The sequence below is a fragment of the Alphaproteobacteria bacterium genome (assembly GCA_016722515.1).
In the GTDB taxonomy this organism is placed as follows: Bacteria; Pseudomonadota; Alphaproteobacteria; order Rickettsiales; family JADKJE01; genus JADKJE01.
On the sequence record JADKJE010000001.1, the window covers coordinates 155546 to 176726 of the forward strand.

General features: G+C 41.7%; 22 protein-coding genes and 1 pseudogene. 13 read left to right on the top strand and 10 right to left on the bottom strand.

Going from position 1 to position 21181, the window contains the following annotated elements; all coding sequences use genetic code 11:
* Positions 1-11: 11 nt before the first annotated feature.
* Entirely contained in the window at positions 12-1028 is a 1017-nt protein-coding gene (locus tag IPP74_00645) for an A/G-specific adenine glycosylase (GenBank protein MBL0317811.1), read from the top strand.
* Positions 1029-1043: 15 nt separating this feature from the next.
* Here the strand turns inward: IPP74_00645 and IPP74_00650 are convergent, their stop codons facing one another.
* The 5 genes from IPP74_00650 to IPP74_00670 all read right to left on the bottom strand — a co-directional run bounded on the left by IPP74_00650 (position 1044) and on the right by IPP74_00670 (position 4534).
* Entirely contained in the window at positions 1044-1241 is a 198-nt protein-coding gene (locus IPP74_00650; GenBank protein ID MBL0317812.1) for a hypothetical protein, read from the bottom strand.
* Between the two features lie 191 nt (positions 1242-1432).
* Entirely contained in the window at positions 1433-1927 is a 495-nt protein-coding gene (locus tag IPP74_00655; protein ID MBL0317813.1) for a hypothetical protein, read from the bottom strand.
* A 197-nt stretch (positions 1928-2124) separates the two neighbouring features.
* Positions 2125-2319, bottom strand: a complete 195-nt coding sequence (locus IPP74_00660; protein ID MBL0317814.1) for a zinc-finger domain-containing protein — start codon at positions 2317-2319, stop codon at positions 2125-2127.
* Between the two features lie 16 nt (positions 2320-2335).
* Positions 2336-3040 (bottom strand): SDR family NAD(P)-dependent oxidoreductase, encoded by a 705-nt coding sequence (locus IPP74_00665; GenBank protein MBL0317815.1) that lies wholly within the window; start codon positions 3038-3040, stop codon positions 2336-2338.
* A 33-nt stretch (positions 3041-3073) separates the two neighbouring features.
* Entirely contained in the window at positions 3074-4534 is a 1461-nt protein-coding gene (locus IPP74_00670; GenBank protein MBL0317816.1) for an amidophosphoribosyltransferase, read from the bottom strand.
* A 337-nt stretch (positions 4535-4871) separates the two neighbouring features.
* On the opposite strand from IPP74_00670, the gene IPP74_00675 reads away from it, so the two are divergent.
* Positions 4872-4958 (top strand): hypothetical protein, encoded by an 87-nt coding sequence (locus IPP74_00675; GenBank protein MBL0317817.1) that lies wholly within the window; start codon positions 4872-4874, stop codon positions 4956-4958.
* Between the two features lie 203 nt (positions 4959-5161).
* Positions 5162-5575 carry an MAPEG family protein gene (locus tag IPP74_00680; protein ID MBL0317818.1) on the top strand — a complete coding sequence of 138 codons (414 nt, stop codon included), beginning with the start codon at positions 5162-5164 and terminating at the stop codon, positions 5573-5575.
* Positions 5576-5675: 100 nt separating this feature from the next.
* On the opposite strand, the gene IPP74_00685 is transcribed toward IPP74_00680, so the two are convergent.
* Genes IPP74_00685 through thrS form a run of 4 tightly spaced genes read right to left on the bottom strand, consistent with a single transcriptional unit; the run spans position 5676 to position 10565 of the window.
* Positions 5676-6620, bottom strand: a complete 945-nt coding sequence (locus IPP74_00685; protein ID MBL0317819.1) for a CvpA family protein — start codon at positions 6618-6620, stop codon at positions 5676-5678.
* Positions 6621-6651: 31 nt separating this feature from the next.
* Positions 6652-8052 (bottom strand): DNA repair protein RadA, encoded by a 1401-nt coding sequence (gene radA, locus IPP74_00690; GenBank protein ID MBL0317820.1) that lies wholly within the window; start codon positions 8050-8052, stop codon positions 6652-6654.
* A gap of 18 nt (positions 8053-8070) precedes the next feature.
* Positions 8071-8598, bottom strand: a complete 528-nt coding sequence (locus IPP74_00695; protein MBL0317821.1) for a translation initiation factor IF-3 — start codon at positions 8596-8598, stop codon at positions 8071-8073.
* Between the two features lie 32 nt (positions 8599-8630).
* Positions 8631-10565, bottom strand: a complete 1935-nt coding sequence (gene thrS / locus IPP74_00700; GenBank protein MBL0317822.1) for a threonine--tRNA ligase — start codon at positions 10563-10565, stop codon at positions 8631-8633.
* A 100-nt stretch (positions 10566-10665) separates the two neighbouring features.
* Between thrS and IPP74_00705 the strand changes: the two genes are divergently transcribed.
* The 3 genes from IPP74_00705 to IPP74_00715 all read left to right on the top strand — a co-directional run bounded on the left by IPP74_00705 (position 10666) and on the right by IPP74_00715 (position 13893).
* Positions 10666-12036 (top strand): cbb3-type cytochrome c oxidase subunit I, encoded by a 1371-nt coding sequence (locus IPP74_00705; GenBank protein ID MBL0317823.1) that lies wholly within the window; start codon positions 10666-10668, stop codon positions 12034-12036.
* A gap of 103 nt (positions 12037-12139) precedes the next feature.
* Positions 12140-13420: an insulinase family protein gene (locus tag IPP74_00710; GenBank protein ID MBL0317824.1), complete on the top strand. Its 1281-nt coding sequence runs from the start codon at positions 12140-12142 to the stop codon at positions 13418-13420.
* Between the two features lie 131 nt (positions 13421-13551).
* Positions 13552-13893, top strand: coding sequence for a hypothetical protein (locus IPP74_00715; GenBank protein ID MBL0317825.1), 342 nt, complete (start codon positions 13552-13554; stop codon positions 13891-13893).
* 42 nt (positions 13894-13935) lie between these two features.
* Here the strand turns inward: IPP74_00715 and IPP74_00720 are convergent, their stop codons facing one another.
* Positions 13936-15009 (bottom strand): hypothetical protein, encoded by a 1074-nt coding sequence (locus IPP74_00720; GenBank protein ID MBL0317826.1) that lies wholly within the window; start codon positions 15007-15009, stop codon positions 13936-13938.
* Positions 15010-15469: 460 nt separating this feature from the next.
* On the opposite strand from IPP74_00720, the gene IPP74_00725 reads away from it, so the two are divergent.
* From IPP74_00725 to IPP74_00755, 7 genes and pseudogenes are all read left to right on the top strand, one after another.
* Entirely contained in the window at positions 15470-17302 is a 1833-nt protein-coding gene (locus IPP74_00725; GenBank protein ID MBL0317827.1) for a sensor histidine kinase, read from the top strand.
* Between the two features lie 320 nt (positions 17303-17622).
* Positions 17623-17935, top strand: a pseudogene (locus IPP74_00730) (ParB N-terminal domain-containing protein).
* Complete coding sequence (locus IPP74_00735; protein ID MBL0317828.1) at positions 17830-18117, top strand: site-specific DNA-methyltransferase; 288 nt, start codon at positions 17830-17832, stop codon at positions 18115-18117. The pseudogene IPP74_00730 and the gene IPP74_00735 overlap by 106 nt, the downstream one beginning before the upstream one ends.
* 16 nt (positions 18118-18133) lie before the next feature.
* Positions 18134-18607: a filamentous hemagglutinin N-terminal domain-containing protein gene (locus tag IPP74_00740; protein ID MBL0317829.1), complete on the top strand. Its 474-nt coding sequence runs from the start codon at positions 18134-18136 to the stop codon at positions 18605-18607.
* On the top strand, positions 18570-18761 hold the full coding sequence (locus IPP74_00745; GenBank protein MBL0317830.1) for a hypothetical protein: 192 nt from the start codon (positions 18570-18572) through the stop codon (positions 18759-18761). Before IPP74_00740 ends, IPP74_00745 begins: the two co-directional genes overlap by 38 nt.
* 9 nt (positions 18762-18770) lie before the next feature.
* Positions 18771-20459 carry a hemagglutinin repeat-containing protein gene (locus IPP74_00750; protein ID MBL0317831.1) on the top strand — a complete coding sequence of 563 codons (1689 nt, stop codon included), beginning with the start codon at positions 18771-18773 and terminating at the stop codon, positions 20457-20459.
* Positions 20460-21077 (top strand): hypothetical protein, encoded by a 618-nt coding sequence (locus tag IPP74_00755; protein ID MBL0317832.1) that lies wholly within the window; start codon positions 20460-20462, stop codon positions 21075-21077.
* The last annotated feature ends 104 nt before the right edge of the window (positions 21078-21181 follow it).

Consider the following 21181-nt stretch of genomic DNA (forward strand, 5'->3'; position numbering starts at 1 on the left):
TAAACCACAGCATGCTTGCCATTCAGGATGTAAGAGTAATCCATCAACAGATCTGCTCATGGTATGATGCCCATGGGCGCAAGCAATTGCCCTGGAGGCTAACGTCAAACCCGTACCATGTCTATCTCAGTGAAGTCATGTTGCAGCAAACGCAGGTGAAAACAGTGCTGGATAAATTCTATGCTCCTTTCTTGCTGCGATTCCCGACTCTTCTATCGGTTGCCCAGGCAAACAAGGAGGACATACTCCAACAATGGCAAGGGCTTGGCTACTATAATCGAGCCATTAACTTGTGGAATACCGCTCAATTAACACAGGGACAATTGCCTTCATCCATTGAGGCCTTAACTCAGTTACCAGGTATCGGTCAAAATACAGCGCATGCGATTGCATGCTTTGCCTTTGGTCAAGCGGTACCGATTTTGGAGGCCAATGTTCGCAGGATCTTGGCAAGATTTTATGCTATTGAGCATATTAATATCAGTGAGTTATGGAGACTATCTAATCTCTTACTTAATAAAGATGATGCTTTCATTCACAACCAAGCGCTCATGGATATTGGCTCCAGTATTTGCACTCCCAAAGAGCCAGCATGCTATATGTGCCCGCTCTCCCAAGCATGCCAAGGTCGACATCATCCTCACCAATATCCCAATCCGACCCCAACCAAAGCTACTCCTATACGTTTTAAGAAAATTTTGATTCTGTGCGATAGCAGAGGTTATGTTTATCTGCAACAGCGTCATAGTCGTTTTCTTAACGGGCTTTTTCAATTTCTAGAATTTGAACAGGACGAAACACTGGCCTTTAATCGTCAGCCCATTGAACTAAACCTGGTTACTTTTATTGGCAAGGTTCAACAAACCTATAGCCATTTTCAATTACATGCCGAAATATTTTTATGTAACCTGCACAATACGTCCAACGAAAATAGCTGGTACTCACAGGAACAAATGAATACGCTGCCTGTTTCAAAAGCAGAAACAAAAATTATAGCGCTTCTAAAGAAACACATGCTCTTGCAATGAACCCCTTAAAAACGACTAACGACCTTCTTTACGAATAGACTCTTTCTGAGCAGTATTCCTTGCCTGTAGTGCAGCGGTATGAGAACCGAGAATCTCTTTATGATTCACCTGAGCAGACTGAACCGAATCTGATCCTGGGCTTGATGAATATTGCCCAGCAACCTTATTACTTAATTCAGCCATGTGTTCTCCAGCCTGCAATACAGACTTCACTCGATTAACCCACAGATGATTGTTAGCCATAAGCGAACATCCCACGTCTTTTTAAAGCGCCCGTAACAAGTAGTTGTCTATTCATCTAGGAACGACACCTGCTCTATGGACACACAATTATTTATTATATCAAAAAAAACACAGATTATTAATAGGCTTAATTTTAATAAATAAATAATTATGATTGACATCTATTTCAATAAATGCTTGAAATGATTTTGTACCGGAGCTGGTCTATTTTTAAGATGTTCCTCAGCTAATCGTTGCACGTCGCGATAACTAAGTGCAATGATCTTCTGGCCTGAATCCAAATAAATATGGATGTTAAGCCCACCTTTTTTATTGGTATAAGCTTTGACTAATTTACCAGAATTCTCGCGTCGATATTTTTCCAGTAAAAGATTAATCACTTCTTTAGAAAGCTCATGCTTCATCTCATCTGCATGGCGCGTTGCATGCGCTTGGGCAATACGAATTTCCTCAGCACGTTTATGAATGGCTTTAGGAGTAAAATGAATTTCTTTTTCATGTCCCTGTTTATCTGTAAAGGCCGCTGTAATCGTGCCGTCTTGTTGATGGATAATCTGATCCTGCTTTACACCATATTGCTCTTCTAATTGCTTAGCAACTAACAAGAAATCAGCGGGTGTGTATAGCGGCTTATTGCCTTGAATTTGGTTTTCCATGATACATTCTCCATTTATCAATAAAACTCTCTAAAGACAATGGTACATCAATTGTATTAACAAATAATTACAATCACAAATCAAACCACTGAACAAAAAGCTAAAACGGCACCCCAGCAAAACACTGATAGCGCAACCCGCTCAATGCCTAATCAAATTCTATTGGCTTAATAAATGTATGACCTCATTACAGCAATCTAATGGTCACTACCATGATGCTTTACAAAATGGCGGCCACAATAGGGGCAATCAATACTACCAGCGGCCGACAGGTCCAGGTAGACTTTAGGATGCCCCAAAGAACCACCACCACCATCACAGCTAATTTTAGCTTTGGTGACGTAGATAATCTCTGCCTGATGTTCAATATTTGTTTTTGGGTTATCGCTCATAGGTTACCTTTAGCCTTTAAACATGAAATTTCTTACCTGATGCCGTACAGGCCTCAGCTGCCAGTTCAACAAATATATCTGTAATTTCATCGGGATGTACCAACTTCATAGGATCCTGTCCTGGCATAGCAGCAGCGTGCATATCCGTCCTGACCTCTCCAGGATTAATTAAATTAGCCTTCACCGATGTATGTTTATTTTCAGCCGCGTATGTCTTACCCAAACACGCCAATGCCAATTTGGATGCCGCATACGCACCCCAATACGGGTAGACCGCTTCAGTTACATTAGACGTAACAAACATAGCTCTCCCTGATGCGGATGCCTTAAGCAATGGATCCATGCTTCTTAATAACCGATAGTTGGCAGTCAGATTCGTAGCAATCACCTCATCCCATACTTTAGGAACGATATGCGATACAGGAGTTAAGCTTCCCAAAATACCTGCATTTCCAACCAGGATATCCAATCGTTTAAAACGTTGAAAAATTTCGGCTCCTAAAGCATCAATTTGATCAGCTTTAGTAAGATCAAGTGGCACCAGCGTCGCTTGGCCACCCATTGCTTGAATGGCATCATCAACTTCTTCTAAACCACCCACCGTACGAGCCAACAAAATTGTATGAGCACCTTCTCTGGCTAAACGCTTGGCAACAGCAGCGCCGATACCGCGTGAAGCACCAGTAATAAGAGCAATTCTACCTTCTAATATTCCAGACATGAGCTAACCAACCGTATTAATCAGGGCGTAAGGCTAAGCTGATTTTGACTCAAATGCAAGCGATTCAAACAACGGCATAACACCGCCATGTTTATCACGCAGTAGAGTTGGATAATCCCCCGTAAAACAGGCATCACAAAATTGCGGGATTTTCTTGTCACGTTTAATGTTCGCAATCGCCCTGTAAAGACCATCCACCGAAATGAACGTTAGACTATCCACATTAATAATCTTGGCCATCTCTTCCATCGAATAACGTGCCGCCAGCAATTTTCCCTCTTCAGGGGTATCTACGCCATAAAAACATGAATGTACTGTTGGTGGACTTGAAATACACATGTGCACTTCCTTAGCTCCAGCGTTACGTACCATATCAACAATTTTCTTGGACGTTGTGCCGCGAACGATACTATCATCAACCAACACCACCCGTTTATCTCTCAGCATATTGCCATTCACATTATGCTTCAACTTAACTCCCAGGTGTCTGACATGATCGGTAGGCTCAATAAATGTTCTGCCCACATAGTGATTTCGGATAATTCCCAGCTCAAATGGAATCCCGGATTGTTCGGAAAAACCTAGAGCGGCAGGAACACCAGAATCGGGAACCGGAACCACAAGATCAGCCTGGATATTTGCTTCTTTAGCGAGCTCAATTCCAATTTGCTTACGCATTTCATAGACATGGCGACCTTCAACAATACTATCGGGGCGAGCAAAATAGATATATTCAAAAATACAAAAGCGAGGGTTTTGTTCCCTAAAAGGTTTCAAACTTGCCACTTTGCCATTTTCAATAACAACCACTTCTCCTGGTTCAACATCGCGAACAAACTCAGCACCGATAATATCCAATGCACAGGTTTCAGAAGCAACAACATAGCTATTATCGAGTTTGCCAATAACCAGTGGACGAATACCTAAAGAATCGCGCGCAGCATAAAGACGGTTTTTATCTAACGCAACGATAGAATAAGCGCCTTCTATCCGACGAAGCGCATCAATAAATTGATCGAGCACATTATTATAGGTACTGGTTGCCATTAAATGGATGACCGTTTCTGTATCCATAGACGTTTGAAAAATAGACCCCCTAGCCACTAATTCTTTGCGCAGTGTCAACGCATTGGTCAGGTTACCATTATGAGCTACAGCAAAGCCACCAAATTCAAATTCGGCAAAAATCGGCTGGATATTTCGTACATGCTTGCCACCCGCTGTAGAATAACGCACATGCCCAATGGCTGCATGGCCAACCAGACGAGCCATTACTTCCTGCGAGTTAAAATTATCGCCCACTTTACCTAATGCAGTGTGATTAAAAAACTGGCCACCGTCAGTCGACACAATCCCTGCCGCCTCCTGCCCTCTATGCTGTAGCGCATGAAGTCCAAGAGCCGTATAGGCTGCCGCATCTCCATGATTAATAATACCAAATACACCACACTCCTCATGGAGCTTATCGTCATCAAAAGGATCGGTTGAAATCATCATATATAATCATCTTGGGAAGAGGGATGGAACTGCGGCGATTTTAACATATTTTGAAGCCAAATACTAGTATAGATATTCAATCACAAATCGGTAATAAAGCCGGACTCTGTCATCGACACAACGCCCCCTCCCACCACCCCAGATTCATCAGCACTAGTGTCCAGTAACTTCTGGATGTATATGGGATAAAGGCTGGCTCTCTATGCAAAGCACCGTATAATGAAGTTGCCGAAACTCAACATCAGGAGCCAGCCATGTTAGTATTCCCTCATTTCATGCATTATTGAAAGACTTACCTGGTTATAAATTTGAATGACGAAAAGAAGAGCTTGATCTGGATTATGCGGCGCGTGGTTTTAGTGAATGGCATCACTTTCTCAGTATGGTTTACTGCCAGTTGACAAAGCATGAGCGCTATTAAAGCCAGATAGCCCTGTAAACTAGCTTAAAAAGCCAACGAAATCACAAAAAACAAAGTAAACAATTATATATCAATATGTTATTCATTGGACACTAGTGCTGGTGAGGAGGGGTGGCAGAAGGCAATATCTTTTATGGTATGTGCTGGACAAATTAAAGGAATACTCTTACCCTCGCCTTCTAAAATCACAATGAGCGCTCCCTATGATAACCTCACTTTATGCTGCCTTACTCACCCTAATCTATATCGGCTTGTCGATCTATGTGATTGCGGGACGTTGGAAGTTCAAACTTGCCGTCGGTGATGGCAATCAAGACAACATGAAACGCCGCATCCGCGCACATGGAAATTTTGCCGAATACGCCCCGCTATTTTTGATTATCCTTGGCCTGGCCGAATATAGCGGTCTGCCTGCCTCTGCTGTGCATGGTTTTGGACTCTTATTCGTGGCCGCACGGTTGTTGCATGCTTACAGCCTTACTATAGGTGAGCGTTACAAAGACGGCATCTTGACTGGAGGAATTCGTTTCAGGTCCATAGGTATGGTAGGAACGTTTACTTCAATGGCATTGTTAGCGCTGGTTTTAATAGTACAATGGATAGCCAATAGCCATTAGGCATAATTGGCTTGGCCTAACGACTAATCCATTACATTATGACTGACTAACGTTATCGCGGCACGCTTAGTTGCCGCCATGGATTGCCCGCCAAAATAGCCTACTTACCCAGAATTTCTTTTTCTTTAGCCTGTAACTCAACAATTTTGAGATCATGACCAAGCTTGATAACCGCACTATCTATCTCCGCTCCGTCCAATTGTTTAGCTTTTGGGATCAGCCCTTCCTGAACCGATTTTTTATAAGCCACTAAAATATCCATCGATAACATAATATGCTGCATTTCTGTCATAGTTTCATTGCTAGTTTGATATTTGTTAAAAATGTTTTTCTGCACAACAGGATCTAGCAATAAGGCCGCTTTTTTAGCCATCATTTCTGAATTTACCCCATTGGTGTCTAACGCTCCCATCAATGAAGAATCACCTTGCATCATGGCTAATAACTTCATCATCTGCGGATAATCTTTGGCATTTTCAAGAATCACTAAAATGACATTACGTGCGAGCTTATAACTTTGTGATTTCTTAAGCCACAAAGGCTCAACTTCCTTGTTTTTGACTTGTTGTTTTTCAGTTTTCTCTTTGATGCTTTGCTTGTGACTCCGATCAATGCCTTCATGTTTGTCGTCATTGCCTCCAGAAATCAGCATACTATTAACCAGGAGAACTGAAAATACGAACACGACCACAACAGCAGCACCACGCACGAAACCGAAAGCCGCCCCCAGGCTCATATCAAAAATACCCATGCGCAAATGCCGTGTGACCCTGAGTAGCTGCGAATTAATAATACCAATGATGATAAAGCTGATAATAAACACAGAAACCGCAGCAGCAATCTGCGCTCCAAAAGGATTCTTAATGTATTGTTCCATCAATGGCTGCGCATATTTAAGCCCCCAATAGGTAGCAGCAAAGGCACCTCCCCAGCAAAAGAAGGATAAAATAGTCGCTATAAACCCTGATACTAATCCAAGTATCGTCGAGAGCGCGACCATGACAAAAAAGAATATATCCATGTAACCAAGCGCTAAACTATCCATATATATCCTTATATATCCTTTTAAAGATCCACTAGTGCACTGACTGCTCTGATTTTACATGCCGACTATTAGTATCAGCAAAGAGCCTTGAAATTTCCTTAACATGATTGATCAGTTTAAGATTTAACCCTTTTTCCTGAACTTTGACTTTACCGGGCACAATAGCATCGGTAAACCCTAATTTCATTGCTTCACGCAAGCGTGTGTCGGCTTGCCCTACCATCCGTACTTCACCCGACAACCCTACTTCACCAAAAACAACCGTATTGGACGGAAGCGGAATGGATGCCAGCGATGATACTAACGCAATAGCAACCGCTAAGTCAGCCGCAGGCTCACCAACTTTTAATCCACCAGCTACATTGAGATACACTTCTTTGTCCGCAATGGCCAAACCATAGCGCGTAGCCAGCACGGCAATAATCATAGCCAACCTGTTTGGATCCCAGCCAACAACTGCACGCCTGGGCGTCGCCAAATGAGAAGGAGCTACCAACGCCTGAATTTCAGTTAGTACCGGCCTTGTGCCTTCTAACCCGGCAAAAACAACAGAACCACTACAGTCACCATCACGGTTAGAAAGAAAAATCTGGGAAGGGTTAGTGACTTCAACCAAGCCCACCTCAGCCATCTCAAAAACACCTATTTCGTTAGCCGCACCAAAACGGTTTTTGACCGATCTCAATATACGGAATTGATGTCCTCTTTCGCCTTCAAAATACAAAACCGTGTCCACCATATGCTCAAGCAGCTTAGGACCTGCTATTTGCCCATCTTTAGTGACGTGGCCAACCAATACAAGTACAATATTCTTTTGTTTAGCTACCGTTATTAATTCGTGCGCAGCTCCCCGCACTTGAGAAACGGTTCCAGGAGACGAGCCAATTTCATCCACATACATCGTCTGAATTGAATCAATAACAATTAAATCCGGCGCATCTGCCGATTTCATTGCTTTGACGATATCACCAACATCGGTAGATGCCGCCAACTGGACATTTGCATGGTTCAACCCCAAACGCCTGGCACGCATACGAATTTGATTAACCGATTCTTCTCCAGAAATATAAGCTGTTTTAAATCCCTGCATTCCTAACAGAACAACCGTCTGTAGCAACAAGGTTGATTTACCAATACCAGGATCACCCCCTAATAAAATGGCAGATCCCTTAACGAAACCGCCCCCGAGGACACGATCAAATTCAGAAGAACCGCTATTCATCCGCGGAAGTTCAATAGTATGCCCATCCAGCGACAAAAATTCGAGCTTGTTTTGCGATGATTTACTGGTGGAGGATGTAAGCTTTGACGATGCAACAACGGTTTCTTCAACCAATGAATGCCATGCTCGGCACTGACCGCACTGACCACTCCATTTAGTGTGAACAGATCCGCATTGCTGACAAACAAACTGGGTTAACGGTTTTGCCAAACATCCCCCTTCTCTAGTTTATTTGGGTACAATCATCATCATAAGCTGCTTGTTTTCCATTCGGGGAGACAACTCAATTTTACCTTGCTCAGCAATATCAACAACCATGCGATCCATCAAAACAAACACGATATCCTGGTGCGCAATTTCACGCCCACGGAATTTCAGTGTCACTTTCACTTTATCACCTTCTTCAAGGAATCGAACCATACTACGCAGTTTTACCTGGTAATCATTCGGGCCAATATTCGGCCTCAGTTTAATTTCCTTGATGGAAACCACTTTTTGTTTTTTCTTGGCTTCATTCGCACGCTTTTGAGCTTCGTACTTATATTTGCCGAAATTGATGATTTTGCATACTGGGGGATCAGCATTGGGAGATATCTCAACCAAATCAAGCCCAAATTCGCGGGCTTTGATCATTGCTTCCTGGATAGTGACAACACCAATCATGCCACCATCTGGATCAATTAACCGCACTTTTTGTGCCGTAATTTCCCTATTTGCCCTGGGGCCATTATCCCCTTTTTTAACGTTCGTATTTATAAGTCACTCCATTATGAGTTATGCGTAAATTTTTAAGAAGAGGGTATAGCCGCTTCAGCCTTTAGTTTACCAATCGCTTCGCTAAGTGCAAGTACTTCTTGATTGGTTGAGCCAAGTCGACGAATTGAGACGGTTCTTTCTTCACGTTCATTCTTGCCAACCGCAATGATTACGGGCACTTTGGCATGGGAGTGAAAACGAATTTTATAATTAATTTTTTCACTGTTAATGTCTAAAACGGTATGAAGACCCGCATCAACCAGAGCCTGATGAACATCTTTGGCATAATCATCCACTTCATTTGTGATACTGCAGACAGCAACCTGAACTGGCGCTAACCATAGTGGAAAATGTCCAGCATAATGCTCAATCAAGATACCAATAAATCGCTCTAACGATCCGCAAATAGCCCGGTGCAACATAACGGGGCGATGCTTATTGCCATCTTGTCCTATGTAATTTGCATCAAGGCGTTCAGGCATCACAAAATCCACCTGCAATGTACCACATTGCCATTCACGACCGATAGCATCCCTTAAAACAAATTCAAGTTTAGGGCCATAAAAGGCCCCTTCTCCAGGATTAATGGTACACTCCAACCCAGCAGCAGACACCGCATCTCTCAATGCTTGTTCTGCTTTGTCCCACGTAGCATCTGTTCCTGAGCGTTTCTCAGGACGATCTGCGAATTTAATTTTAAACTCTTCAAATCCAAAATCTTTATAGACTTCCCTTAACAGATTACAGAAACTAATCGTTTCCGCGGTAATTTGATCTTCCGTACAGAAAATATGTGCATCATCCTGGGCAAACCCGCGAACGCGCATAATACCATGCAACGAACCAGAAGGCTCATTACGGTGACAGGCACCAAATTCTGCCATACGTAAAGGTAGATCGCGATAACTTTTTGTCCCTTGGTTAAAAATTTGTACGTGGCATGGGCAATTCATCGGTTTAACGGCCAATACTTTATCCTCGGATTCCGAGGTAAACATATTTTCCCTGAATTTTTCCCAGTGCCCCGATTTTTCCCATAATGAACGGTCTACCAATATCGGTGTTCTCACCTCCTGATATCCGCGCTTTTCCAATTTTTGACGAATATAATGTTGGATGGTTTGATATAAACGCCAACCATTACGATGCCAGAAAATCTGGCCTACAGCTTCTTCCTGAACATGGAACAGTTCCATTTCTCTGCCTAAACGACGATGATCCCGGCGCTCTGCTTCTTCTAAACGATGCAAATGTTCCTGCAACTGCTTCTCATTTGCCCACGCTGTTCCGTACACGCGCTGCAGCATTTGGTTTTTACTGTCACCGCGCCAATAAGCACCGGCAACTTTCAATAATTTAAACGCTTTAATTTTACCCGTTGATGGAGCATGTGGCCCACGACAGAGATCTATAAACTGTCCCTGACGGTAAAGGCTAATCTGCTCTCCTGCAGGAATCGAAGAAATAATTTCGGCCTTATAATGCTCACCCAAACCGTTAAAAAATTTAATTGCTTCGTCACGATCCCATTCTTCACGAACAATTGGCTCATTGCGCGCAACAATTTCTTTCATTTTATTTTCTATCGTTATCAGATCATCACTTGAGAATGGAGTCTCACGTGCAAAATCATAATAGAAGCCATTTTCAATAGCAGGACCGATGGTAACCTGGGTATCTGGATAAAGCTCTTTCACTGCCTCAGCCATAATATGTGCGGCATCATGCCGAATTAATTCGAGCGCTTCTTCGTCTTTTTCAGTCAAAATAGCAATCGTAGCGTCCTGCTTTATCACACGCGACAAATCCCATAATTCCCCATTAACACGAATGGCCAAGGCAATTTTATGCAAACTTATGCTAATCGACCGAGCGATATCATCGCCAGTCACTGGGCCTGGATAGTGACGGCTATTGCCATCAGGAAAGGTAATCGTTAGCTGGTCAGTAGCAATTGCTTGTGACATATCTTCCTCGTAAAGCTTCGTTCAAGTCACTTATACTAGCTAATTGTTGCTCAATAGGGAACTATTTTTTGTCTTGTGAAAACCAAGCTATTTAAATAGTATGAGTCAAAAATTGGCACCTATAGACAATCCTATCACTACCCATCGTCAAAAAGAAGTCTATGCCTGGATTCTCCTAGCTTTATCTGCGCTTGCTCTTGCAGGAATATTTTCTATCTTATTGGTTGTTCAGCGAACGCCTGTATTACAGAATATTCTGCCTGGGCATGATTTTTTCCATACTGCACTTACTGTACATGTCAATTTATCGGTTCTGGTTTGGATGTTATCGATCACAGGTGCGATGGGCTCTCTCCTTTACCCCAAATATCTTGATGGACTTGGCAGGTACTTTGCCGTCTTAGCCGGACTGGGCGCTTTGGCTATGGCCTTATCTCCTTTTGGTGGAAGCGGGATACCATTCATGAATAATTATGTCCCCATTTTCTATCATCCACTGTTTATTTTTGGGCTTTCCCTCTTTTTAGTAAGCTTGGCTGGCCATGCGTTAGTGGTTTGTTTTTCAGCCAAATTAGGCAAAACGCATGAAACACTGGCATTTACTACCGGCATCTATAGTTCGGTATTCATGGTGATTTTCGCTTTAGTGTATTTTGTCATTTCCTATTATAAACTTAAATTTGAAAATGCCTCCTATCCAGATTTAGAACACTATTATAACCTCCTCTTTTGGGGGGGAGGCCATATTTTACAAATGGCGTATACCCAGATTATGTCAATCGCCTGGTTATGGATTTTATACAAGGTTACTTCCCAGGAAATTCGTTTCAGCCGAATATTACAGCTCTTGTTTATAGGAAATGCGCTTTTAGCCATTTTAAGCATACCGGCCTATCTCGTTTATCCTGTTGCCAGCAGTGATTTCCAGTACTTCTTTACCCAGCATATGCGATATGTCGGGGGGGTACTGCCGGTTGTCATTACGTTGCTATACGCCCGCCCCTTATTTTCCCTACTTAAAAAATTCCCATTTGGTTTAACCGCTCCAGCCCTTTGCTTGGCTTATTCTCTAGTGCTGTTTTATATGGGGGGTACATTAGGGTGGCTAATTACTGGTGCTAATGTGACTATACCCGCCCATTATCATGGTTCCATCATTGGCATCAGCATTGCCTTGATTGGTTGGGTACAGATCATGTTACCTGAAATTGGTTGCGCCCCACTTGAGGGCAAAATGATACGCTGGCAACCCCATATTCTGGCTATTGGTCAAATACTACATATTTCTGGACTTGCTCTGTCTGGTGGCTATGGAGCCCTCCGCAAGGATCCCAGCCTTATTATCAATACCAAAATAAAAATATGTATGGGAATCATGGGGTTAGGCGGATTGCTGGCTATTATAGGCGGTTTATTGTTTGTTATCCCCTGTTTGTTAACGTTAATGAAAAGAAGTAAGCATTATAATTAATCATATGAACCGCTACCTCTGTATTTCACTCAATCGTTAACGCTTGTTAATTGTTAATTATTAATCATTTTCACATTCAACGAAATAATGGAGTTACTAAATTATGGGATCAGGACATTCTTCTAAACACGAAATGACGGTACTTCCCAACGGCTTAACGATTTTTTCCGAAAATATGCCCGATATCGAAACGGTAACCATCAGCGTATGGGTCAATAGTGGTAGCCGAAACGAAGGTAAAGATGAGCATGGAATCTCCCATTTTTTAGAACATATGGCCTTTAAAGGGACGCAAACACGTACAGCATTAGACATCGCCCAGCAATTCGACAATATCGGCGGTATGTTTAATGCGTATACCGGTCGTGAAAATACCGTCTATTACGCCAAAGTCCTTAAAGAAGACATGGGTATCGCCCTAGATATCTTAGCGGACATCCTGCAACACTCCACCATGAATCCAGACGAAATTGTGAAGGAACGCAATGTCATCCTTCAAGAAATTGCCTCTACCCACGATACTCCTGATGATATTGTTTTTGACTATTTTCAAGAACAGGTTTATCCCGGACAGGCGCTTGGTCGTCCGATCCTCGGCACGCCGGAAACCGTCTCATCATTCGAACAATCCCATCTACTGGATTATGTTAAACGCTACCATTGTGCTAGCAACATGATCGTATCTGCGGCAGGAAACCTCGATCACGATACGCTAGTAACCCTTGCCGGCTCGCTTTTTAAATACTTACCCAAAGGAGAACGAACCACACAAACACAAGCGTATTATACTGGCGGTGACAAGCGTATTGAACGGGATTTAGAGCAAGTTCAATTTGTACTTGGTTTCAATGGAATATCATATCTCAGCGATGATGTTTATTCCCTCAGCATGCTTGCTGATATTTTAGGCGGTGGAATGTCCTCCCGTCTGTTCCAGGAAGTTCGTGAAAAACGAGGTCTTGTTTATAGCATTGCCTGTATCCCTCATAATTATGCCGACGGAGGAATTTTTTCTATCTATGCAGGAACCGGTGAAGAAGAGTTACCGGTTTTAGTTGATGTAATTGCAGAAGAATTACACAAAATAACACAGAATGTAACTCAAGATGAGATGCTTAGGGCGCGCAATCAGGTCAAAGCCGCACTTCTGATGGCGCAGGAAAGCAGCACCTCTAGAGCTGAAAAATTAGCCCGCCATTATTTGCGCTACGGCAGGATCATTCCGCTCGAAGAAACCCTTGAAAAGCTTGCCGCGGTCAAGATTCAAGACGTTCACAATTTAATGGAAAAATTTCTTCATACTGTACCGACTGTAACGGCCATAGGTAACCTCCAAAACCTCCCTTCTTATGAGCATATCACTAGCAGAATAGCCACACGATAATGCGTCCCATTCGCTTATAAATTCTACATAATTGGTGTTTACATCTTTAAAAACATCGTTATAATGATGCACGCAGGGAAATTTTAGCTAGTACGTTCGTACTCGTAACCTTTAAACATATGGGGTTTAACATGATTCAACTAAAGATTAACGATGGTTCGTCTGAGTTTTTAACGCTGGCCGCGTTGAAGCACCAGATTCGTTCCGATCGGCTTCCAAACAGACACGATGTCTTCCGTTTTATTAATGTAAGGGGTTTAATTTTAAACGTTTCCCGAGAATCGGTGAACAGGGTCATTCGTGAACGTTACAGCCCTTGTGAAGTCACCCTGACCGAAGACGATAAAATCACCTATCAAGAGAAGGGCTTAGTAACTATTCTGCAACCTATTTCGCCGATTCGATGGCAAATGGGACAATCGATTATTTTTAAAGCTCGATTATTTCAAACGGTTCCCGCAAGTTACGTTTAACACCACCTCTAGTACAAACAATTATACTATAGGTGAGTGTCATTACGTTCTCGTGCGTACAGAACTAAGTGGTGAGTTTGCTTGATTTGCACGCTCACTAATAATTCGATCCGCAAAATTCAATTTATCGTGTTCGATGAGTTTGTTACTTACGGGTATTATCAATGGTTTCTTGAGGCCTTGGGCATCTTTTATTGTTTTCTCCAACGCATCCCAAAGAGTTCCTTGCACCTCAGCAAAGGAGAGTAACTCAGGCATTTTTTGGCGAAGCTTTGAAGCTGACCCAAGTTCTTCAAGCGCCATTTTTCGCGCTGTCTCGGCATGAATAAATTCTACACCATCGACATTGTCAACCATACCACTTTTATCTATGTTTATATGTGAGCTAAAATAAGGCAAAATATTAGTTTCATATTCGGCCTCATTGAAAAAAGGCTTAAATCCTTTGAATATATTATAAACAGAAGCCATCATTCCAATGTTATCCTGATCTCCTCCAGAAAAACGTTCTTGTACATAGGAGACTAAATAAGGACAATTTTTATAAAGATATTCAACCACAGCACGATAGAGGATTTCCTGAGGTAGAATAGGGTTATTAAAGGCGGATATCATAGTAATGGGTGGAAGCTTATAAACCCTCTCAGCTACCGCATTAAACGCACATTCCGCCAATTTTGGGTGAGCAAGTTTTCCGTCACCCATACCCGCTTCTTCACCAATATTGGCTAAAATCAGGTTTAATTTCTCATATTCGCCATTCTTAGCAGCATTGAGCCCTGCTTGGATAAGGCAGGGTACAGTAGGCGCTACTCTTGCCAAAAATACATGTCGAAAAATAGAAAACTGCGATGCACTCATCTCCCGTCTTTCTGATAAATCGGCAAGATCATGAAAAACCTTATGATTCATGGCCTTATGTGAAGTCAAGCTATCCTCAAATTTTTGAAACTCAGAGGATAAGTCAAACCCGCTATCTGTAACAAAATGTCTCTGATCATTAAATAAATTAAGATGAACACCGCTTCCGATAAGATTAGTAGTAAATCTACTAACAGCGGATTTCCGAAGCCCCTGATTACTGCCACCACGCGAAAAAACTGTTGCTAATTTCATAAGTCAATACTTTACTTCATGTTGAATGTTGATAAATTTAAGTCGAAAAATACGTGCTTTTGCAATTAGAAGCGTATCTATAAACATTAGAGGATATTTTATATATTCTCTAAATATTTATTTAGTTACCCCTAAATTAACCTAATAAAACAAGTTAAAAATCAAAAAACTTCGTATAATACTAATCTTTGGCCTATTCTATTCTATAAATCCATATTCTGCAATTTTATTTTTTGTCACACAAGCTTCATAAACCAATATAACAAAATAAAAAACATTATTAATAAAAATATTATCACAATAATTACTCAACGAACACATTAAAACACACAAACAAATCAACAATTAAAATATGTTATTTAAACCAACGATTATATCATCTATGGTTTAACTAAGTTGTTGATTGATTGAGTTATTTAGCCTAGTATGGGCATCTCCTATTTTACTTATAAAAACAACAATGAAACGCAGTCCATTTCTTAGTTTATCTAGAGATTACCTTATTTTTGCACTTGCAGTAGGTGTGCTACTTGTTATTACAGGAATAACAACGGGTGTGGTTATTCAATATGCGAATAAAAATCAACTGTATCAACAATCGATCATCGAATCGAAAAACATCCATCAAAATTTAGCCAATATTTTTACCAGTACCAATCTCATTATGTCGAATATGGGGCATCAAATCCAAAAGCATGGGACGATTGATTCGTCTTTTATCTATGAACTTTTTCAGCAAAATTCCCGCGACATCATTAGTGCAAAAGCCGCCTTCTCCTGGTCCCTTTTCGACTGGGTTGACACCCAGAACCGCCAGATTATAAATAGTAAAACTGGTATTACTAGCCATCCCAAAGATATGTCAATGCGTGAATACACCACCAAAAGCAGAGCCTTACCGTGGACGCTTCAATTTTCAAAACCAGCCATTGGGCATCCCAGCAAACAATGGGTTATTCCTGCTGGTACCGGCATTACCGATTATGCAGGAAATTACCTCGGGGTTATCGTAGTGGGATTCAATATTGTGGACCTGGTTAATAGCATTACCAGAAATCTTATTTATCCTAATATTAGGTATATCGTTATTGATAACCAGGGAAGAGTCGTACTTCAATCTTCCGATAATGCCTTTTCGCCAACCACTAATTTTTTCAATTTTCTTAGCCCTACTTATTTCGCTAAACCCATGAAAATCCTTAATAAACCTCTCACTATTGCGGGGAACTCCTATCTCTATTATGAAAAAATGGAAAATTACCCATTCATTGTCTTAACTGGATTTAAGGAATCGTACTTATTAGAAACCTATACAGCACTTCTTCTTCCAAGGCTATTAGAGTTGCTGATCTGTGGCTTATTTATTCTGATTCTTCTTTTCCTTTTCTATCGTAAAATTGTGTCGCCTATCCTTATACTTGCCCAACGTGCAGATGCCCTATCTCGCGGCAAGACAGATATAGATATCCCACTGATCAAGACCCAAGAGATGTGGAGCTTAACCAAAGCACTTATACGCGTACGCTGGTATATAAAAACTGAACGCGCTTTAAGGTCACAACTTGAATTGACCAATCAAAAACTAAAACAAATATCTCTTGATAAATCGAATCTGGTCTCCCTTACTAGCCATGAACTTCGAGGGCCACTTACCGTCGTGGATGCGAATGCACAAATCATCAAGCAACAAATCTATGGTCCTGTCCCCCCCAAATATTTAGAATGTGTTGATGACATCCACGAAGCTTCACAAGAATTAACACAGTTTGTCGATGATTTACTGGACGAAATGAAAGCTGAAGCTGGATTCTACCCTATCGAAATTGGACGTGTGAATATCCACGCAATCATACATAGAGCTATTAAACTTAATATTGGTAGAGCCCATCGTTCTCATATAACGTTCCATGAAGAGTTGGAAGATAATCTTCCTAGGATAGTTGGTGATGCAAAGCGTATCAGGCAGGTTCTCAATAATCTGATCAGTAATGCTATAAAATATTCTCCTGAGTTTTCCACGGTTACCATCGGATGTCGATACCTCAAAAACGGGGAAATTGAAATGAGTGTGAGTGATCAAGGTTTTGGCATGACACCAGAAGATATCGAAATCGCTATATCTCCTTATGGTACTATCCAAAATCCAAACAGTTCGAAGGTCGAATCGACAGGACTTGGCTTACCCTTGTCTAAAATGATTATTGAGCAGCATGGCGCTGAATTTTTTATAGAAAGCACCAAATGGAAAGGAACCACTGTCCGAATTATTTTTCCTAAAGACAAAGTATTTTAATCCTAAAATAACCTATTCGGTGCTTATGCCTCTGGTAATAATTTTAACTGCTCTTTTTAGGTTATTATAACCTTCCCTATTTCTAATTTACCAAATATGCTGTGCCGCAAATACCGGAGATCTTTGTCGCGGACATCTCTCGCATTTCGTCTTGAAGCGAATCCATAATCGCTTCAATAGAAAGATAAAGTCGATTTCTCCTATCTTCGTCAATGGGACACCCGTAACAAGACTTTAGAGATCAATCAACTTTTTTGACCTGCAGCCAGGTGGTTAAATATGGTTATATCTTTCCCTAATCATGGTAGCGTGAACGAGGCATGAAAGATGGTTTTGAGAGCTCAATCGCTGAGTTTTGGTTTGTGAATCCTATCCTTATGGGTGATGACAGTCTTATCATCGCAGGACACAGCAGACTATCTGCTGCTCAGCGCCTTGGACTTAAAGAAGTTCCCGCCATTATTCTCACATCTCACTGAAAACCAACGTCGTGCATGCATCATCGCCGATAACACAAGAGTCGAGACATCGTACTTGATTGTTTCGCTGGATCAGGATCGCCCCTCATTGCAGCAGCAAAAACAGGACGCTCTGCACAACTCATGGAACTTGATCCAAAATACTGTGATGTGATCGTTCGCCGATGGCCGGAATTCACGGGCAGAGATGTAATTCATGAAGAAGAAAAACTGACCTTCGCTAACACATACAAAAAATGCGCCAATCTCCCATTTAACTTTCGGTTGAAAATAATCCCTTGTTTACAACTTTATACCATGGTATACAATTTCCCCTCTGTGGGAAATAGCCATTAATTCGCATTCGGTGTTTATGAGAAAATTGGGACAAGAATTGCTAAGAAAATTACATCATTCTCTTGTATTGCTGCTGTCTGCGCTACTGGTTCTGCAGCCGATTTTAGCCCCCATCGTCTACGCACAAACGGTGATTACGCCAGACACCGCCGCGCCCATAGCCAATCAACCCACGGTTGCAGAATCTCTTAATCACACACCCGTCGAAAACATTGCCACACCTAATGGAGGCGGAGTTTCTCACAATAAGCTTGGGGAACTACAAGTTGGTAACGAGGGGTTGATTGTTAATAATTCAGCCAGTTCAGGAATATCAACGATTGGTAGCATTGTGGTCGGCAATGGCAACCTTACTTCCGGTAATGAAGCACGCATTATTATTAATGAAGTAACCGGAACGAATCCATCTTCCTTGCAAGGCCCAACGGAAATCTTTGGCAGAGAAGCCGAGTATGTCGTGGCTAACCCCAACGGTATCAGCTGCAATTAACAGTTACGCCGAATCGCATAAGATGAACAGCATTGGCGTATCGGTTGGTATTCAAGAAGGCTTTATGGGTTTGATAGATTCGCTAAAGGGCATCTGCGATAAAGGTTCTGGCAGTTATGCTGGTATCCAAACGGCGGCGGATGCGTATAAGTGAGCCTCGCAATTGACTTCGATCTATAATGCCAGCAGTGGTTTTACCGATCCTTCTAAATTACTGCCCAGCATTTCCCTTACCCTGGGAATATCCACCAGTTCGTCTAAATATCAAACGAGCGGCAGCAATTATACGCAAACCAATATCACTGCCGGCCATGATTTTATCAGCCATAGCGGTAAGGACACCAACGTAAAGGGAGCTAATATCCTGGCGCAGAATGTGAACATGGATGTAGGGCAAAACCTTACCGTAAAATCGGTACAAGACACTCAGGAAACCAGCCAGAGCAGTCATAGCGGTGGGTTGAGTGTGGGTATTAGTTATGGCGTGACCGGTATGTCGGGAACGTTTGGTGCTAATGCCTCTGCCAGCAGTGGCGAGGGGCATCGCACATGGACAGACCATGTCACTTCGATTATCGGTACCGATTCTGTTGCTATCAACACCGATGGTAAAACAACCCTCACCGGTGCGCTCATCGCCCAAGCTACTCCCCAGGAAGACGGCACTTACATCGACGGAGGCAATCTCACCATCAACACCGGCTCACTGGCAGTGAGTGATTTGACCGATGAAGATATCTGGAATTCCAGCGGTGCTGGAATAGCGGTAGGTTTCGGCGGTCAAGTAGGGCAACCTGTGTTTGGTTCCGGCTCGAACCTCTCTTCTTCTTACACCCCATCACTGCAAATTGCCCAAGACACCACCATCGGCGTAACCCACGCGACGATTGGCAGTGGCACGATTTACATCGGCAACCAAACAGCTAGCGATGTTCAACTAAAAGGCGTTAATCGTGATATCAACAAGACGCAGGAAATCCTGGTCGATGAGCATGACCATCTGGATATTGAAGTTCCGCTGGATGGGTGGAAAAATATTAAGGCAGCAGCAGAAGATATCAAAAATAAATTAGATAAAATATTCAGTGGCGATATAAACAATGACTATGAACAATATCTCCATGACCAAAAAGAAAAATATGCTGATGCCTATGGCGAAGATAATGCTGAAAAAGGGGTTGCTTTAGGTAACCAATTGATAGCCAGTGTTCAAAGTGGCGGCTGCCCTGTTGCCTTTAACCTAGAATCTTTTCATTTGAGGAACTTGTTTATTTCTGAAGCATATGCAGATGAGGCAGTTATGGCCTCACTCAGCCTATGCTTAGCAGGTATCGCAGCACCGGAAATTGTGGTTGCAATCGGAATTGGTGTTGCCTTGGGTGCTTTGGGTGCGGCTTTATGGAATGGACTTGACCGGGCTCAAAAAGCACTTCTCTATAAGTATGGTTACGTGTATAAAGACGGTGAACTTAAAGATAAAACTGGAAAGGTGATTTTTTCAACTGGAGGGGCAACAGCGGCTGCTGGGTCACCTAAATGTGATCCAGATGATTGTGATTTGAATGATCCTAAATACGATAAAGATGGTAATTTATTTGGATCCAACGGTCAAAAACTCGATGGTTCGAAATCATTTTACCTTAAAAGCGGAGAACGAATCGATATTGAAAATTTTGAGCCGGGAAAAAAACCTGGTCAAATACATACGGAATATGAAGGAACAAAATATATTTATAATATTAATACAGAAGAATGGGCATCACAAAGCGGAGATCTGCTAAATAAGACAACAACTAATATATTGAATAATTCAAACGCCCTTGCTAAAGCTTTAAAATATATGGGGTATTAAATGAAGCCTAATATTAATCTATATAAGAATGATAAATTTATTCATCTAATAAAAAAATGGGATGTTAGAGAGAACTTAGTCAAAGAAACCGTACTATGCCCTAAACTTCAAAATCTATTAGATGAAGGATTCAATTACGAAGACGGAACTGTTACCTTCAAGAAGTTAAAAGATCATACCTTTAATAAAAAATATGATACTGATAGGACTGAGTATGAAGCAAGAATAAATCGAATTGCTATACTAGATTATATTAACGGATATCGAATAGGACCTATCGACAATAAAACCATACTCATTGATCAATATTCTTTATGTCAGACAATGAAATTTTGTGTTGAGGTTATAAGATCCTTGAAAATTTTAGAAAATATAAATAAAGTTTTACTTTCGGTTGGAGTTGATGAAGGTGAAGATATATTCTCGGGTGAAGATGAGGATTCAGTGGTAATTCCTTCGTGTACATTTAGATTTTATCTAATGAGGGACACTGAAGTAGATTGCATAAGTTATTGGCGCATGGATGAATATATAGATGCAGCGATAGCCATTGTAATAAACAATATTATCGATGCGGATCCTATGTATTTTTTAGAAAAATTAGCAGAAAAAAAATAAACAATCCTGGGTTAATGCCCCCCCCTCATTGCAGCAGCAAAAACAGGACGCTCTGCACAACTCATGGAACTTGATCCAAAATACTGTGATGTGGATCGTTCGCC